This is a genomic window from Mesorhizobium sp. M2A.F.Ca.ET.039.01.1.1, from assembly GCF_003998035.1.
GTDB lineage: Bacteria > Pseudomonadota > Alphaproteobacteria > Rhizobiales > Rhizobiaceae > Mesorhizobium.
Genome location: NZ_RZRY01000049.1, coordinates 1 through 17,504 on the forward strand (window position 1 = coordinate 1; position 17,504 = coordinate 17,504).

Genomic DNA, 17,504 nt, shown 5'->3' on the forward strand with positions numbered 1-17,504 from the left:
ATCTTGATGAAGGTGTAGGAAGCGCCCCACAGCACCGCCAGAGCGCCGAGCAGCGCGAGGTCGGTGGGCATTTCGGTCTTTTCGGACATTTCTGCGCCTTCCGTCTGCGGAAACAATCCGCTTCTAGCCGATAGCGGCGCGGAAATGTTTCGATCGCTGTGAAACCATAGCGGCGAGGGCGGCGGCCGATATGAGCCAGTTCGATGCGAACGCTGCCGCAGCCGGTGAACAATCGGCGGCGAGTTCGGCGTCATGGAAGGCGATGGCGATTTTCGGGGTAGGCAAAGCAGCGGCAACTCGCTAGACCCGCGCCCGGCCGGCATGCCAGATAGCCGGGTGGGTTCTTGGCGGAGATTTTGATGCCGGAATATGACGTGCTTTGCATCGGCAATGCCATTGTCGACATCATCGCGCAATGCGACGAGGCTTTTCTCGAGACCAACGGCATCATCAAGGGCGCGATGAACCTTATCGACGCCAGGCGCGCCGAACTGCTCTACAGCCGCATGGGGCCGGCGATCGAGGCTTCAGGCGGCAGCGCCGGCAACACGGCGGCCGGTGTCGCCAGCCTCGGCGGACGGGCCGCCTTCTTCGGCAAGGTGTCGAACGACGCGCTGGGCGAAATCTACACGCACGACATCCACGCCCAGGGCGTGGCCTTCGACACCAGGCCGCTCGCGGGCGAGCCGCCGACCGCACGCTCAATGATCTTCGTCACGCCGGACGGCGAGCGTTCGATGAACACCTATCTCGGCGCCTGCGTCGAGCTTGGGCCCGAGGATGTCGAGGCCGACAAGGCGTCCGGCGCCAGGGTGACCTATTTCGAGGGCTATCTGTGGGATCCGCCGCGCGCCAAGGAGGCCATCCGCCAGACGGCGAAGCTGGCGCATGCCGCGGGCCGCGAAGTGTCGATGACGCTGTCGGATTCCTTTTGCGTCGACCGCTACCGCGACGAGTTCCTCGAGTTGATGCGCTCGGGTACCGTGGACATCGTCTTTGCCAACAGCCACGAGATCAAGTCGCTCTACCAGACCGCTTCCTTCGAGGAGGCGCTCGACGCCATCCGCAAGGACTGCAAGATAGCTGCCGTCACCCGTTCCGAGAAAGGCTCGGTGATCGTGCGGGGCGACGAGACCGTCACCATCGAGGCGACGAAGATCAAGGAACTGGTCGATACGACCGGCGCCGGCGACCTCTATGCCGCCGGCTTCCTTTATGGCTACACGACCGGACGCAGCCTCAAGGATTGCGGCGACCTCGGCTCGCTGGCCGCCGGGCTGGTGATCCAGCAGATCGGCCCGCGCCCGCGCCAGAATCTCCGCCGCGAGGCCGAGCAGGCAGGGCTGCTCTAAACGGCGCGGCGAGGCAAATTGCATAAGAACGCCGTACCGTTGCGTCATCGCGGACAGGCTCGGAACCGGCCCGTCTGTCGCGCCCCTGTCACAGACCGCTCCTACACGCAAAGATAGAGCGTTCCGCGACTGACATTTCGGCACGCCAGACCAGGGGTGTGAAGATGCAAGCCAGCAACCTGCCGGGCCGCGGCGTCCATTGCCGCCGCAATCTGTGCTTTCCGCGATAGAATTTCAGCAGCCGCCGGCGCCTGGGGAGGAGCGCGGGCCACAAGACGAACGCATGACCAGACTTCAGACCCCGTCCGAGGGGATTTCGCAAGAGACGTTGGCTGGCCTAGTGACCGAAGCCGTACAGCAGACATTGATGCAGCATGGTGTCCTGCTGGACGCACAGGCCCTGGTTTCAGCCAGTGTGCTCTCCGGCAGCGTGGCGGCTGCCCTGCCCTTCCTGCCGCCGGCGCAGCGCCATGCAATCGATTCCTTGAAGGCCGATTGGACCGCGCTCATCTCCGAGTTCTTCCGGACGGTGCCCGACAGAATTGCAAGCGGAAATCCGATGGTATCCGATCAGGCTTCCGGGCGCGCGCCGCCGGGGGCGGGACGGCTTCAGAATATCGCGGAACGCGCGGCCGGTCTTCAATCGATGCTGCTTGAGGATTGGGCAGGCGAAGTCGCCGGCTCGACCTATTTGGAAGAGAAGCTCCGGATCCCGCGCTCGACGCTGCATCGCTGGCAAAGGCGCGGCGAGGTCGTCGCGCTGCGCAAGGGCGGCCGCAAACATGTCTTCCCACTGGCCCAGTTCGTCGACGGCAGGCCGGTCCTGGGCATAAGCGACGTGCTGTCGGCGATCGCCAATCCGAGGCTTGCCTGGTTCTGGCTGACCCGCCCCGCGCCCGAGCTTAATGGCCGCGTCCCTATAGAGATGTTGAGGGAAGACATGGTCGCGGACGTGGTCCGCGCCGCGCGCACCGTGTCCTGAGCGGTTCGGCAAGGTTTCCGCGCAACCTGCGACATAATTAGCCGGGCAATTAAGTGTGATATAGATGTAATAATTGGCACATTTGGCACGTTCTCGGGATTTCTTAGTGTTTCGATTGTATAAAGTGTGCAAGTTGTCCCAATTTTACAAATATATGACGTGATATTTGGGCAACAAGATCTTTATAAGATTGAAAAAAATGCTTTTCCGACGCAATCTCTGTTGTACGTGACGAGCGATTAAGTCATGTCCAGAGCGAAGAAGCGGCGCCGATGCGCGTACTTTTTCAACGATGGGGACGGGGGTGGCAAACGCCGAACGGCATGTCAGGCCTGTCTTGAACCTTTGACTGGAGATTAAAGAAAATGAACATCAAGAGCCTTCTTCTCGGCTCCGCTGCGGCCCTGATCGCAGTTTCGGGCGCCCGCGCCGCCGACGCGGTGACCGTTGCCGAGCCAGAACCGGCCGAATATGTGAAGATCTGCGACGTCTATGGCGCCGGCTACTTCTATATCCCCGGCACCGAGACCTGCCTGCGCGTCGGCGGCTACGTCCGCTATGACGCCGGCGTGGGCGATGTCGGCTCGTTCGATGGCCGCACGGCCACCGACCATGAGGACGGCGACGCCCAGGACACTTGGAAGAAGAACGCCCGCTTCAACCTGAAGACCTGGACCGGCCAGGAAACCGAGCTTGGCACGTTGAAGACCTACACCGAGACCAAATTCAACTTTCCGAACGGCGGCGCCACGAGTGTTTCGCTGAGCTTCGCCTGGATCCAGCTCGGCGGACTGCGAGTCGGTAAGGATGAATCGCCGTATGACGCGTTTATCGGCTACGCCGGCAACGTCATTCAGGACACGCTGATCCATTACGGCCAGAAAGATACCAACGTTGTCAGCTACTATTTCGACGCCGGCAGCGGCATCACGGGCGTGATTTCGCTCGAAGAAGGATCGGACACTACGGGCTCCACGGGCATTTCCGGCACGATCGACAGCTATGTTCCCCATGTGGTCGGCGGCTTGAAGTACAAGGGCGACTGGGGTGCGATCACCGGCGTCGTCGCTTATGACAGCAACTACGAGGAAGTGGCCGGCAAGGTCCGCCTGGATGTCAATGTCAGCAAAGAGCTGTCGCTGTTCATCATGGGCGGCTATGGTACCGACGACAATCTCAACGATCCGGCCTACGCGATCCCAGGTCGAGGCCGCGGCTTCTACAAGCCGTGGGGCGGCAACTGGGCTGTCTGGGGCGGCGGCACCTACAAGTTCAACGAAAAGACTGCCTTCAACCTTCAGGTCTCGGCTGATGATGCCAAGAACGCCGCCGTCGCGGCAAACATAGCCTATACGATCGTTCCCGGCTTCACGATCACGACCGAAGTTGACTATGTCCACGACGGCAAGTTCGGCGACGCCGACGATTTCAACTGGACCAAGGCCGACAAGAAAAACAGCGTCGGCGGCATCGTCCGCTTCCAGCGCTCGTTCTGATCGACCCTACCACCTCATACGGAAAGGGCCCGTGGCATCGCCGCGGGCCCTTTTGTTTGATCCCAAGCAGGGCCTTTGACGCGCCGGCCCGTCAATTCCCCGCCGTATAGGCCGCGATCGCCGCCATGTTGACGATGTCCGAGTCCTTGGCGTTCAGCGAGACGATCTGGACCGGCTTGTTCAAGCCGACCAGCAGAGGGCCGATGACGGTCGAGCCGCCGAGTTCTTGCAGCATCTTGGTCGAGATCGAGGCGGAATGGAATGCCGGCATAATCAGCACATTGGCCGGGCCGGTGAGCCTGATGAACGGATATTGCGCCATGGAGCGCGGGTTCAGCGCCACGTCCGCCGCCATCTCGCCGTCATACTCGAAATCGACGCGGCGCTTGTCGAGGATGCGCACCGCCTCCTGCACGCGTTCGGAGCGCTCGCCCTGCGGATGGCCGAAGGTGGAATAGGCGAGCATGGCAATCCTCGGCTCGTAGCCCATGCGGCGGGCAAAACCTGCCGCCTCCTCGGCGATGTCGGCGATCTGCTCGGCGTTCGGCATGTCGTGGACGGCGGTGTCGGCGACCAGCACCGTCCTGCCGCGGGCGAGCACGATCGATACGCCGATCACGCGGTGGCCGGGCTTGGCGTCGATGATGCGGCGCACATCGTCGAGCGCGGTGGAATAGTTGCGGGTAACGCCGGTGACGATGCCGTCGGCATCGCCCAGCGCCACCATGCAGGCGGCGAAATGATTGCGGTCGTTGTTGATCAGGCGCTGGCAGTCGCGGAACAGGAAGCCTTTCCGCTGCATGCGTTCGTACAGATAGTCGGTGTAGATGCCGTTGCGGCGCGACAGCCTGGCATTGATGATCTCGATGCCCTGCTTGTTCAAGTCGATGCCGGCATTGCGGGCATTGTCCTTGATGACGTCGTCACGGCCGAGCAGGATCGCCGTGCCGAGCTTCTGGTTCACATAGGAGACGGCGGCGCGCATCACCTGCTCCTCCTCGCCTTCGGCGAAGACGATGCGCTTGGGCTGGCGGCGCACGCGGTCGTAGATGCGCTGCAGGGTCGAGGCGATCGGGTCGCGGCGGGCGGACAGTTCCTGCGCGTAGCGGTCGAGATCGAGGATCGGCTTGCGGGCGACGCCCGATTCCATCGCGGCCTTGGCCACCGCCAGCGGAATCGCCGAGATCAGGCGCGGATCAAACGGCACCGGGATGATGTAGTTGGGGCCGAATTTCGGCCGGTTGCCCTGATAGGCGGCGGCGACATCGTCCGGCACGTCCTGGCGCGCCAGCTCGGCCAGCGCCCTGGCCGCCGCGATCTTCATCGCGTCGTTGATGGTGGTGGCGCGCACATCCAGCGCGCCCCGGAAGATATAGGGGAAGCCCAGCACATTGTTGACCTGGTTGGGGTAGTCCGAGCGGCCGGTCGCCATGATGGCGTCGGTGCGGATCTCGGCCACTTCCTCGGGCGTGATCTCCGGATCGGGATTGGCCATGGCGAAGATGATCGGGTTCTTCGCCATCGACTGCACCATGGCGGTGGTCAGCGCGCCCTTGGCAGACAGGCCGAGGAAGACGTCGGCGCCGTCCAGCGCCTCGGCAAGGCTTCGCGCCTCGGTCTTGACCGCATGCGCCGACTTCCACTGGTTCATGCCTTCGGTGCGGCCCTGATAGACGACGCCCTTGGTGTCGCACAGGATGACATTTTCCGGCGCGAAGCCCATCGCCTTCATCAGTTCGATGCAGGCGATGCCGGCCGCGCCCGCGCCGTTGCAGACCAGCTTGGTGGTCTTCATGTCGCGGCCGGTGATCTCCAGCGCGTTGATCAGCCCGGCGGACGAGATGATTGCCGTGCCGTGCTGGTCGTCGTGGAAGACCGGGATATCCATCAATTCGCGCAGCCGCTGCTCGATGATGAAGCACTCCGGCGCCTTGATGTCCTCGAGATTGATGCCGCCGAAGGAAGGCCCGAGGAAGCGCACGCAGTTGACGAACTCGTCGGCATCCTCGGTATCGACTTCGAGGTCGATCGAGTCGACATCGGCGAAGCGCTTGAACAGCACGGACTTGCCTTCCATCACCGGCTTGGAGGCCAGCGCGCCGAGGTTGCCGAGGCCGAGGATGGCGGTGCCGTTGGAGATGACGGCGACCATGTTGCCGCGCGTCGTGTAGTCGAAGGCGCGGCTCGGATCCTCGGCGATGGCGCGCACGGGAACGGCGACGCCCGGCGAATAGGCGAGGCTCAGATCGCGCTGCGTCGCCATCGGCTTGGTGGCGACGATCTCGAGCTTGCCGGGCCGCCCCATGGCGTGGAATTCCAGCGCCTCCTCGGGACTGACGGAGGGGCCGCTGCTTTCGGTTTTCCTGGCCATGATGCCTGACGTTTTCCTCACCTATTCGCGCTCTTGAGGCGAGCGCATTCTTTTGAACTACCGCTTAAGGCCATACTCAGCCGCTGTAAACCGCCAAGCGATCAAGTGACGGCGTTCCTCCGCGGTAGCAGCGACAGTCAAATCCTGCCCGATGGGATCGCGGCAATGTCGCGCAGGTGCTCGCGCACCGGAGCCCAGCGCGTTAGCCCGGAGGTGCCGGCGAACGGCCATTCGGAGAAGGGCGGATCATCGCATCCCATGCGTTGCTTAAGCGCCGAGAGATAGGCCATCAGGTCCAACCGTTCCGCCCTTACCCTTTCAAGCGTGCGGCCGCGAATCTCCTCCCGCGGTATGGCGCGGTCGCGCAGCCGCTCGACCGCGCGACGGATCGCGGCCGGCTCCGGCTCGGCGATGATGCAGTAGTCCGGATCGAAATAGACGTCGCGGCCGCCGATGCTCGGTGTCGAGACGATCGGCAACCCGGCCAGCAGATACTCCATGCTGGAATACATCGCCCCTTCCACCGCCGACAGGCAGAGCCCGACCGCAGCCTGGTTGTAGACGCGGTTGACCTCGGCGGAGGTCAGCCTGCCGGGCAGGCCATCGACAAGCGGATTGGCGATGCTGTGAAGGGGCGATTGCGCCTGCAGGCGGCGGATGAAGGCGCGGTCGCCGGCCGGCGGCAATTCGCCGATCGAGGACGTCACATGGACCAGTCTTTCGATCTCGAAGGCGAGATAGTGCCGCTTGGTGTGCGAGATGCGGCCATTGTAGACGGCATCGTACTTGACCGGCACGTCCGGCAGCGGCCGGAAGACGTCTTCCGAGATCATCAGATTGTGATTGGAGAAGATTGCATTGCCGCCAACGCCTGCAATCAGGCGTCGCTCTTCCTCTGTGTTGCAGAGAAAGATCAGCTCGTGCTTGGGGCAAACCTTGGCGAACCAGGCGAGATCCTTGCGTATCTGCTCGACGACGGCAGGCCGTTCCAGCGTCCAGTTCGGCATCAGAAGGAAGGTGGCGCGCCGTGGCGCAAGGCGTCGGCAGAAGGCGGCGAGCGCGTAGAGAGGGCGCCTGCCGCCGACAGGTACATAGAGGATCAACGGATCGCGACTGAAGATGTGGAGAGGCATCTCGATGCCGCCATCGAGGCCCGAAATCGGCCCGCGCGCCGGAAGGATGAAGGGCAGCCGTATCCGCGTCCACGCCTTGATTTTGGTTCTGGTTCGGTTGGCTCGGTTAGCGGCAAGAAGCCGAATGCGGCCGAGCGAGCCGGCGGGGCCGACCATCTCCTCGAACGTCTCGTGTCCGTCCTGCTTCATCGCCCCACCATGTTCTCATGGGCCCGGACGATCCATATGTCGGCCGACCTCGTGAGGCAACATGCCTTGCGCACCCTGTTCCTGCCGATGGCGCAACCGCCCAGTCTTCCCCTGCTTTTCGCGCCGCCGGCATTAAACCGGGCTGCCACTTCTGCTAGCGTCCCGGCATGAACATGCACATGCCGACAGACAACGACGCCCAGGAGACGACGACGCCTGCGCCCGCCACCGGGGGCGTCACGCCGATGATGGAGCAGTATATCGAGATCAAGGCGGCGAACCCTGACTCGCTTTTGTTCTACCGCATGGGCGATTTCTACGAGCTGTTCTTCGACGACGCGGAGAAGGCGAGCCAGGCCCTCGGCATCGTTTTGACCAAGCGCGGCAAGCACCAGGGCCACGACATTCCGATGTGCGGCGTACCGGTGCATGCGGCGGACGACTATCTGCAAAAGCTGATCGCGCAGGGTTTTCGCGTCGCCGTCTGCGAGCAGATCGAGGATCCGGCGGAAGCCAAGAAACGCGGCTCAAAATCGGTGGTGCGCCGGGACGTGGTGCGGCTGGTCACGCCCGGCACCATCACCGAGGACAAGCTGCTCGCGCCCTCGGAATCGAGTTTCCTGATGGCGCTCGGCCGCGTCAAGGCTGGCGGCGCCGCTGCCAGCCAGGCGAGCTTTGCGCTGGCCTGGATCGACATTTCGACCGGCGCGTTCCGCGTTGCCGAGACGAGCACCGAGCGGCTGCTTGCCGACATCTTTCGCGTCGACCCGCGCGAATTGATCGTCGCCGAGCCGGTTTTCCACGATCCGGAGCTCAGGCCGGTCTTCGATGTGCTTGGCCGGGTCGCCAATCCGCAGCCGCCGTCGTTGTTCGATTCGGCCTCGGCCACGGGCCGCATCGCGCGCTTCTTCGAGGTCGCGACGCCGGACGGTTTTGGCACGTTCTCGCGCGCCGAATTGTCGGCGATTTCGGGCGCCATCGCCTATGTCGAAAAGACGCAAAAAGCCGAACGCCCGCCGCTGTCGCGGCCCGAGCGCGAGGAGCAGGGCTCGACGCTGTTCATCGACCCGGCGACCCGCGCCAACCTGGAACTGCTGCGCACGCTCTCCGGCAGCCGCGACGGCTCGCTGTTCAAGGCGATCGACCGCACCGTGACCGGCGGCGGGGCGAGATTGCTCGCCGATCGGCTGATGGCGCCGCTGACCGACCCGGCCGCAATCGCGGCAAGGTTGGATTCGGTCTCCTTCTTCCGCTCCGAAGTGCGGCTCTGCCAGAGCCTGCGGGCGAGCCTGAAAAGCGTCGCCGACATGCCGAGGGCGCTGTCCAGGCTGGCGCTCAACCGCGGCGGGCCGCGCGATCTGGGGGCGCTGCGCGCCGGCTTCGAGGCTGCGAGAACGATCGCCGAATTGTTCGCGGCAACCGCGCTGCCCGCCGAGCTCGCCGCGGCGCTGGCCGCGATCAAGGCCCTGCCCGAGGCGCTTGCCCGCCACCTCAGCGAAGCGCTCGACGACGAGCTGCCGCTGATCAGGCGCGACGGCGGCTTCGTGCGTACCGGCTATCACGCCGAGCTCGACGAGATGCGGGCGCTGCGCGACGAATCGCGAAAAGTGATCGCCGGGCTGGAGCGCTCGCTCATTGAGGAAACCGGCATCCGCTCGCTGAAGATCCGGCATAACAATGTGCTCGGCTATTACATCGAAGTGACGGCCAACCACCACTCGATCATGACCGGCAGCGACGCGGCCAAGGCGCGCTTCATCCACCGCCAGACCATGGCCAATGCCATGCGCTTCACCACGACGGAGCTGGCGGAGTTGGAATCAAAGATCGCCAACGCCGCCGACCGGGCGCTGAGCATCGAGCTCGCCGCCTTCGACCGGCTGACGGCGGAAGTGGTGGCTGAAGCGGACAGCATCCGCGCCGGCGCCGAGGCGCTTGCCGCTCTGGACGTGTCGGCGGCGTTGGCGCTTCTTTCCGAAAGCGAGGGCTGGTGCCGGCCGGTAGTCGATGCCGGCCTCGCTTTCGAAATTGTCGGCGGGCGCCACCCGGTGGTCGAGCAGGCGCTCAGGCGTTCCGGCGAAGGGCCGTTCGTCGCCAATGATTGCGACCTCTCGCCCGAAAGCGGCGCCAGGGCCGGCGCCATCTGGCTGCTCACCGGCCCCAATATGGGCGGTAAATCGACATTCCTCAGGCAAAACGCACTGATCGCCATTCTGGCCCAGACCGGCTCCTTCGTGCCGGCGCAAAGCGCCCATATCGGCGTCGTCGACCGCCTGTTCTCACGCGTCGGCGCCTCGGACGACCTGGCGCGCGGCCGCTCGACCTTCATGGTCGAGATGGTCGAGACGGCGGCGATCCTCAATCAGGCGGGCGAGCGGGCGCTGGTGATCCTGGACGAGATCGGCCGCGGCACAGCCACCTTCGATGGGTTGTCGATCGCCTGGGCGGCGGTTGAATACCTGCACGAAAAGAACCGCTGCCGGGCGATTTTCGCCACGCATTTCCACGAGATGACGGCGCTGGCGGGCAAGCTCCCCCGGCTCCACAACGTCACCATGCGGGTCAAGGAATGGGAAGGCGACGTCGTCTTCCTGCACGAGGTCGGCAAAGGCGCGGCCGATCGCTCCTACGGCGTGCAGGTGGCGCGGCTGGCCGGCCTGCCGGAGGCGGTCGTCGCCCGGGCCAGGGAAGTCCTGCATCAGCTGGAAGAGGGCGAGGTTTCGGGCAAGACAAACCGGCTGGTCGATGATTTGCCGCTGTTTTCGGTGGCGGTGAAGCGCGAAGCGCCGAAGCCGGTCAAGAGCGATGCGCTGGGCGAAGCGCTGGGCGCAATCAATCCCGACGAGATGACGCCGCGCGAGGCGCTGGAGGCGCTCTACCGGCTGAAGGGGCTGGCGAGCCGGTAATCAAAACAATCGGAACATCGGCGTCACCAGCCCTGCCGACTGGAGCCAGCCGAACAATTCGACCGCGAGTATCGCCGCAAGGAAGTAGGAGCCGTCGATGGCGGTCCGCTTCAGCGCCACCGAGTCGAACGTGACGGGAGACGAGCCCAAGACGTCGACGTCATCGCGCCGCAGACGGGGAAAGAAGGCCGGCACGCTGCGACGATACCGCCGATAGGCATCGCCAAAAATAGCATCCAGCGCGACGACTTCGCGCGTCGCGACATAGGAGAAGACCAGGCAGGTGAAGACAAAGAGAAACGCCGAAAGGATCAGCGACCCGAATGTCAGCCCGACGCCTGCCAACCCAAGGGCCGAGAAGAAATAGAGCGGGTTGCGCGTATACGCATAGGGGCCGGTCGTGACGAGCTCACGGTTCTTGCGTCCGCCGACATACAGGGACGCCCAGCAGCGACCACCGATGCAGACGAGGATCAGCACGGTACCTGCAAATTCCAGCATTTCGCGAAAGGTACTGCCTTGCGGCCAGCCACTTTCCGCAAGCAGGGCCGGCGCCAGGACGACGGGAGCAGCCAGCCAAAGGAAACGAATCCTTCTGCCCTGTTGAAAAACCGCCGCGGCAAGCGGCATCGGTGACTTCTTCTGCATTTGCGTCATCGCCTCAATCATTGCGCACCGCGGCTCCCTTGTCGGTCCAGGCCGGCGGCAGCCCCATCCGATCGCCGACGAAGCCGACCAGTCCGGGCGGTCTGCCGAATGCCTTGCAGGCAGGGTATTTCGGCTCCCTGCCGACCATGGCGCGCATCTCCGCCCTGGTTGGCAGCGACGGCAGCGTGCCGAAGGGCGTCTTGGCGGTGACCAGGAGCTTGCTGAAATCGTGGCCGAACTTCGCCGCCAGATCGTAGGCGTCGCCCTCGCGGGCGACCCGGCCCGAATCCAGCAGGGCGTTCGCGCCGCGTCCCCAGATCATGGCCGCCGCCTGCTTGCCGTTGACGTCAACCGCTTCAGCTTCAAGCGACAGGTTGCCCAATCCGATCGGCAGGCGCGGAACCGGAATGTGCATTTCGGGCAGCGCGACGGAAACCGCGGTGGACGCGACTTTCGAAACACCGACCGCCAGCGCATTCGTCGGCGTCGCATGCGTTACCATGACGTGGACCGTCAGGTCGGCCGGCTCGGTCAGGGCGACCACTTGAAAGCGCTGGCTGAGGCCTGAGCAGAGGGTCCTGTCGACGGCATTCGTGATCAGGCCGCGCTGCGCCGGCGTCAATGTCGATTTTCCGGCGGCGGGCGGTGAAAAGCCCGTCGGAATGATCCGAACGGTTCTTGCCGCGAGCACGTCGTCCTTGCTCACCCGCATCAGCGAGCGGGCCAACCAACCGTCCGACGGCTTCAGCTCGTCATAGGATTGCAGCGAGCCTACCTGATCCAGCGGCGCGGACGCGCAGCCGACCGCGAGCATGCTCAAGACCAGCACAAACGGCCAGATTATGCGGTGGTCGGCGCGGCATGCCTGCCGATCGGCCAGGCCGGGAACGCAAGCAAGCTGCCATGGATGCCTCTGCATGGATGGGCCCGGCGGGGCGTGTTGGGGAGCGTCAATAATTGCACTCAGTGCAATAAATTGATGGCGCCATTATGGCGAGGTGTGAAGACGGGACTTGAACATGCGCCAAATTTCCTGTCGCATCCGGGGAGCGGTCATGGCAGGAGCGCTCCATGAACGATGCGCCAAAACCAGAAGGCCTGCGCGAGCGGAAGCGACGGGAAACATCCCGCCGCATCGCCGACGCCGGCCTGAAGGCTTTCCTGGCCAATGGCTATGACGCGACCACGCTTGACGAGATAGCTGCCGCCGCCGGCATCTCGCGCCGGACGTTCTTCCACTATTTCAAAAGCAAGGACGAGGTGCTGTTTGCATCCCTGGGCAACCACGCGAGCGTGGTCAAAGCATCGATCCTTGCGGAGCCACCCACGGGAACGGCGATCGACATCGCCCGCGATGCATTGCTCAATATCATCGGCAGCTTCCAGGGGTCGCAAATGATGGCGACGGCCAAGATCATGCGGGAGAGCAAGACGCTGCGCTCGCGCAGGCACACGGGCTACCTGCAGCTTGAGCAAGCCATTTTCGAAGGGTTGTGCGAGTTGCGGCCGGACCAGGCCCGCGACAGTCTGCGACTGGTCGCCTTGGTGACGGTCGTCGCGTTGCGCCTAGCGGTGGAGACATGGCAGCAGCAACACGCCAGGCATCCGCTGGAAGGATATGTCCGGGATGCCTTTGAAAGGCTGAAAACCGAGATTCGATAAGTCCAGCCGCTCGAGGGACCGCAAAAGAACACAAGCGGTGTTGACTCATTGTACCGATCGGCGATTGCGGATGCGGCTTGAGCAAGCGGCCAGGATGTGGCGTTCCTACAGAGGTTCGAAGCGGAAGCCTGTTTCGTCTCGCGAAATCCTGCCGACGCCCGGTGAATCGAGATGCGCTCCGGCAACGCACCAGGCATTGTCGGCGGCAAGCGCCAAAATGCGCAACCGGGTTGCCCGCGCCTGGTCATGGTCGGCGTCGAACTCCCATGCGACCTCCGGGCGCTCGAACTGAAGCGACGGCACATGCACGAGGTCGCCCCAGACCAGCAATGTTTCACCGCCGCGCGTGACACGAAAGCCGGTGTGACCGATTTCATGGCCGGGAGCGGCGACGGCCTCGATATTCGCGCTCAGCTGCTGTCCAGGGTCCAAAGGTTCCGCTCGCTCATGGAAGCGGCTCAACCTCGCTACCGACCGGAACATGTCGAGCTCTGCTCGAGGGACAAGTAGGCGGGAGAACCGCGGGAAACCGTCGCGACCATCGGCAAGGACAAGCCCGTGGATATGGTCGAGATGCGTGTGGGTGAACGCAACCGTTCGTATCCGGTCGACGGCGATCCTCGCCTCGCTCAGCGCCTGCGGAAGAAAGCCCATCGTGGGGTGCCAGGCGTTCGAGGAGCCCGTGTCGATCAGCGTAATTTCGCGGCCGTCGTCGACGGCAAAGGCATTGACCGACAATCTGAGCGCGCCGTCGAAGAGCGGCACCTGCGGGGGGAGATCGTTGCCGAAGGGCTCGCCTCCCGGCTTATGCAGCCGCCGGACCGGCATGTCGACATAACCGTCGCGCAACGAGGTGACGGTCAAGTCGCCGATTTTATAGGCCGTGTGATGCGGTCCGGCTGAAATTCGTTCCAATGCCTGCTCCCGGCTCATTTGCAAATCCGGATCGAAGTTGTGGCTAGATCATCTCCAAGCCGCGCTTGCGCGTTGGCGGCGGGAAGGCGCGGTCGAGTTCAGCGAAATCCTTGGGCGTCAGCTTGATGTCGAGCGCGGCGGCGTTCTGGCGGACATGCTCCTGGCGGCCGGCCTTGGGGATGGCGATGACGCCCGGCCGCGCCATCACCCAGGCGAGCGCGATCTGCGCCGCGGTGGCGTTGTGGCGCGAAGCTACGGCTTCGAGCCGAGCATTCCGGGCGAGCGCACCCTGCTCCACCGGCGAATAGGCCATCAGCGGGATGCCTCGCTCCGCACACCATGGCGCCAGATCGAATTCGGGGCCGCGCCGCGACAGGTTATAGAGCACCTGATTGGTCTGGACATTGCCGCCGGACGGCAGACCGACAAGGTCTTCCATCTCCTCGGTGTCGAAATTGCTGACGCCCCAGTGGCGGATCTTGCCTTCCCTCTTCAAGGTTTCGAAGGCCTCGACGGTTTCGGATAGCGGCACGCTGCCTGGCCAATGCAGCAGATAGAGATCGATCCGGTCGGTGGAAAGCCGCTTCAGGCTGTTCTCGCAGGCTCGCTTCACGCCGGCGCGCGACGCATTGGTCGGCAGCACCTTGGAAACCAGAAAAGTCTCGTCGCGGCGCCCGGCGATCGCCTCCGCCACCACCTCCTCGGCGCCACCGCTGGCATACATTTCAGCGGTATCGATCAGTGGGATACCGAGGTCCAGCCCGAGCTTCAGCGCCGTCACCTCGTCGGCGCGGCGGCGGCGGTCCTCGCCCATCTTCCAGGTGCCCTGGCCCAGCACCGGAACGGCCTCACCGGACGGCAGCTTGAGGGTCCTGACTGTTGACGGCATGGGCTTCCTCCGCGTGGCCAGATGGCAGCATAGCCAAAACCGGAAATCCAGACCAAAGCCGTCTGGCCGCCTAGATTTCCCGGTAGCGGCTACTTCGCCGGGTGCTTGGCGAGCCAGTCTTTCATTTCCTTGATCTCGGCTTCCTGCGCCTTGACCACGCCTTCGGCGAGCTTGCGGATTTCCGGATCCTTGCCGTTGGCGATCACCACCTTGGCCATGTCGATGGCGCCCTGATGATGCGGGATCATGCCGCGGACGAAATCGACATCGGCATTGCCGGTGTATTTGATCGCCATGTCCTTGTGCATCTTCTTCATCGCCGCCTCATAGCCCGCCGTTGCCGGGCTCTGGGCGCCCATCGCCATCTTGGACATGTCGTGCTTCATCTCCTCCGACGAGGCCGGCACGCTTTCGAGGAAGACGGCAAGCAGCATTCCCGCCGCCATCAACAGCAGCACGATTTTCTTGGCCAGGGTCATTCAAGGTCTCCTTGTGGTTGAGGTTCGTATCTGGGAGCTTCGTTCAGAGTTTCAACGTCCTCAGCCGCAAAGCATTGGTAATGACCGACACCGACGACAGGCTCATCGCCGCCGCCGCTATCATCGGCGACAGAAGCGTGCCGGTGAGCGGATAGAGCACGCCGGCCGCGACCGGCACTCCGAGCACGTTGTAGAGGAAGGCGAAAAACAGATTCTGGCGGATGTTGCGGATCGTCGCCTGGGCCAGCGTGCGCGCCCTGACGATGCCGTTGAGGTCACCCTTGACCAGCGTGATGCCGGCGCTTTCGACCGCGACATCGGCGCCGGTGCCCATGGCGATGCCGACATCGGCGCCGGCCAGCGCCGGCGCATCGTTGACGCCGTCTCCGGCCATGGCCACGCCAGCGCCCCTCGCACGCAGTTGCTCGACCAGCGTGCCCTTCTCATCCGGCAGCAGGCCGGCGCGGACCTCGTCGATGCCGAGCTTGCCGGCGATCGCTTTTGCCGTGCGCTCGTTGTCGCCGGTTGCCATGATGATCCTCAGACCCCTATCGTGCAGGGCCTTGATCGCCTCGGCCGTCGTTGCCTTCACGGGATCGGCCACTGCGACGATGCCGGCGAAGCCGCCGTCGACGGCCACGAACATGGCCGTCTTGCCTTCGGCCTGCATCGCCTCGGCATTGGCCGCCGGCGTTTCGACGCCGAGGTCCGCCATCATCGCCGCATTGCCGAGCGCGACCTTCCTGCCGGAAACCGTGCCCGAGACGCCCTTGCCGGTGACGGCCTCGAACTCGACGGCTTCGGCCAGCTTCAGGCCGCGCGCGGCGGCGCCCTCGACGATCGCCTCGGCCAGCGGATGCTCCGAACCCTTTTCGAGCGCGGCGGCGAGGCCCAACAATTCGTTCTCATCGATGCCCTCGGACGCGACGACATCGGTAAGCCGCGGCTTGCCTTCGGTCAGCGTGCCGGTCTTGTCGACGATCAGCGTGTCGACCGAGGCGAAACGCTCCAGCGCCGCCGCTTCCTTGATCAGCACGCCGGCATGCGCGCCGCGTCCGGTCGCCGTCATGATCGACATCGGCGTCGCCAGACCGAGCGCGCAGGGACAGGCGATGATCAGCACCGACACAGCCGAGACGATGGCGAAGATCAGGCTGGGCTCTGGGCCGAGGAGTGCCCAGGCGACGAAGGCGATGATGGCGACCAGCACCACGGCCGGCACGAAATAGAAGGACACGCGGTCGGCCAGCCCCTGGATCGGGGCGCGCGAGCGCTGCGCCTTGGCGACCATCTCGACGATGCGCGACAGCGTGGTCTCGGCGCCGACCTTCTCAGCGCGCATGACCAGCGAGCCGTTCTTGTTCAGCGTGCCGCCGGTAAGCGCGGAGCCTTCCGTCTTTTCGACCGGCAGCGGCTCGCCCGTGATCATCGATTCGTCGATCGCCGAGCGGCCTTCCAGCACGGTGCCGTCGACCGGAACGGCGTCGCCCGGACGAATGCGCAGCCGGTCGCCCGTCTGCACGCTGTCGAGCGGCACATCCTTCTCGGAACCGTCGGCGCCGATCAGACGCGCCGTCTTCGGGGCAAGGTCGAGGAGCGCGCGAATGGCCGAGCCGGTGCGCTCGCGGGCCCTGAGTTCCAGCAGCTGGCCGAGGAAGACAAGCGCGACGATGACGGCAGCGGCTTCGAAATAGACCGGCACGGCGCCGTCATGGCCGCGGAACTGATGCGGGAAGATGTCCGGAAACAGGGCGGCGACCACGCTGTAGAGATAGGCAGCGCCCACGCCCAGCGAAATCAGCGTCCACATATTGGGGCTGCGGTTGACAACCGATTCCCAGCCGCGGTGGAAGAACGGAAACGCCGCCCAAAGCACCACCGGGCTCGCCAGCGCCAGCTCTGCCCATGTCTTCGTCCGGCCGTCGATGAGACTTTCGAAGCTGAGGCCCAGCATCGGCGCCATGGCGAAGATCAGGAGAGGAGCGGAAAGCGCCGCGCTGACCCAGAACCGGCGCGTGAAATCGACCAGCTCGGGATTTGGGCCTTCATCGCCGGTCGGCACGCCCATCGGCTCCAGCGCCATGCCGCAGATCGGGCAGGAGCCGGGCTTGTCGCGGATGATTTCAGGGTGCATCGGGCAGGTGTACTGCGTGCCCTTCGGCATCGGCTGCGGCTCGGGCCGGCCGGCGAGGTATTTTGCCGGCTCCGCCTCGAACTTGCCTTGGCAAGCGGCGGAGCAGAAATAGAAGCCCTTGCCATCATGACGCACAAAGTGCCTGGCGCTGGCGCGGTCGACGCTCATGCCGCAGACAGGATCGGTGGCCGTCAGGTAGCTCTCCGGCTCGGCTACGAATTTCATGCGGCAGCGCTCGCTGCAGAAATGAAAGGTTCGTCCGCCGTGCTCGGCCGTCGGCTTGCCGGCCGCCGGATCGACCGTCATGCCGCAAACAGGATCGCGAATCACAGCTTCGGCCGCGGACGC

The 17,504-nt window shown here is 64.4% G+C and carries 13 protein-coding genes; 5 read left to right on the forward strand and 8 right to left on the reverse strand.

Going from position 1 to position 17,504, the window contains the following annotated elements; translation table 11 throughout:
* Window positions 1-359 precede the first annotated feature (359 nt).
* The 3 genes from EOA24_RS06755 (at window position 360) to EOA24_RS06765 (ending at window position 3,830) form a co-directional block, all read left to right on the forward strand.
* Window positions 360-1,352: an adenosine kinase gene (locus tag EOA24_RS06755; RefSeq protein ID WP_126079739.1), complete on the forward strand. Its 993-nt coding sequence runs from the start codon at window positions 360-362 to the stop codon at window positions 1,350-1,352.
* Between the two features lie 367 nt (window positions 1,353-1,719).
* Complete coding sequence (locus EOA24_RS06760; RefSeq protein ID WP_348633067.1) at window positions 1,720-2,334, forward strand: antitoxin Xre/MbcA/ParS toxin-binding domain-containing protein; 615 nt, start codon at window positions 1,720-1,722, stop codon at window positions 2,332-2,334.
* Window positions 2,335-2,699: 365 nt separating this feature from the next.
* Window positions 2,700-3,830, forward strand: a complete 1,131-nt coding sequence (locus EOA24_RS06765) for a porin (protein WP_127256652.1) — start codon at window positions 2,700-2,702, stop codon at window positions 3,828-3,830.
* A gap of 91 nt (window positions 3,831-3,921) precedes the next feature.
* Here EOA24_RS06765 and EOA24_RS06770 read toward each other — a convergent pair whose 3' ends face one another.
* Together EOA24_RS06770 and EOA24_RS06775 are read right to left on the reverse strand one after the other, a co-directional pair.
* Complete coding sequence (locus EOA24_RS06770) at window positions 3,922-6,201, reverse strand: NADP-dependent malic enzyme (RefSeq protein ID WP_127303043.1); 2,280 nt, start codon at window positions 6,199-6,201, stop codon at window positions 3,922-3,924.
* 137 nt (window positions 6,202-6,338) lie between these two features.
* Window positions 6,339-7,523 (reverse strand): glycosyltransferase, encoded by a 1,185-nt coding sequence (locus tag EOA24_RS06775; protein WP_127257310.1) that lies wholly within the window; start codon window positions 7,521-7,523, stop codon window positions 6,339-6,341.
* A 167-nt stretch (window positions 7,524-7,690) separates the two neighbouring features.
* Here EOA24_RS06775 and mutS point away from each other — a divergent pair, with 167 nt between their 5' ends.
* Window positions 7,691-10,429, forward strand: coding sequence for a DNA mismatch repair protein MutS (gene mutS / locus EOA24_RS06780; protein ID WP_127257313.1), 2,739 nt, complete (start codon window positions 7,691-7,693; stop codon window positions 10,427-10,429).
* Here the strand turns inward: mutS and EOA24_RS06785 are convergent, their stop codons facing one another.
* On the reverse strand, window positions 10,430-11,098 hold the full coding sequence (locus tag EOA24_RS06785; RefSeq protein ID WP_127409676.1) for an isoprenylcysteine carboxylmethyltransferase family protein: 669 nt from the start codon (window positions 11,096-11,098) through the stop codon (window positions 10,430-10,432).
* The gene (locus tag EOA24_RS06790; protein WP_127409677.1) at window positions 11,091-11,996 is read right to left on the reverse strand and encodes a DUF3313 domain-containing protein; all 906 of its coding nucleotides are present in this window, start codon (window positions 11,994-11,996) and stop codon (window positions 11,091-11,093) included. Before EOA24_RS06790 ends, EOA24_RS06785 begins: the two co-directional genes overlap by 8 nt.
* Before the next feature lie 152 nt (window positions 11,997-12,148).
* Between EOA24_RS06790 and EOA24_RS06795 the strand changes: the two genes are divergently transcribed.
* On the forward strand, window positions 12,149-12,739 hold the full coding sequence (locus tag EOA24_RS06795; protein ID WP_127249405.1) for a TetR/AcrR family transcriptional regulator: 591 nt from the start codon (window positions 12,149-12,151) through the stop codon (window positions 12,737-12,739).
* Between the two features lie 105 nt (window positions 12,740-12,844).
* Here the strand turns inward: EOA24_RS06795 and EOA24_RS06800 are convergent, their stop codons facing one another.
* From EOA24_RS06800 to EOA24_RS06815, 4 genes are all read right to left on the reverse strand, one after another.
* A complete protein-coding gene (locus EOA24_RS06800; RefSeq protein ID WP_127257682.1) occupies window positions 12,845-13,654 on the reverse strand; it encodes an MBL fold metallo-hydrolase in 810 nt (269 codons plus the stop codon).
* Between the two features lie 43 nt (window positions 13,655-13,697).
* Entirely contained in the window at window positions 13,698-14,543 is an 846-nt protein-coding gene (locus tag EOA24_RS06805; RefSeq protein WP_127409678.1) for an aldo/keto reductase, read from the reverse strand.
* An 89-nt stretch (window positions 14,544-14,632) separates the two neighbouring features.
* Entirely contained in the window at window positions 14,633-15,022 is a 390-nt protein-coding gene (locus EOA24_RS06810) for a DUF305 domain-containing protein (RefSeq protein WP_127249402.1), read from the reverse strand.
* 43 nt (window positions 15,023-15,065) lie between these two features.
* Window positions 15,066-17,504: heavy metal translocating P-type ATPase (locus EOA24_RS06815; RefSeq protein ID WP_127409679.1), on the reverse strand; the 2,439-nt coding region annotated here is incomplete at its 5' end.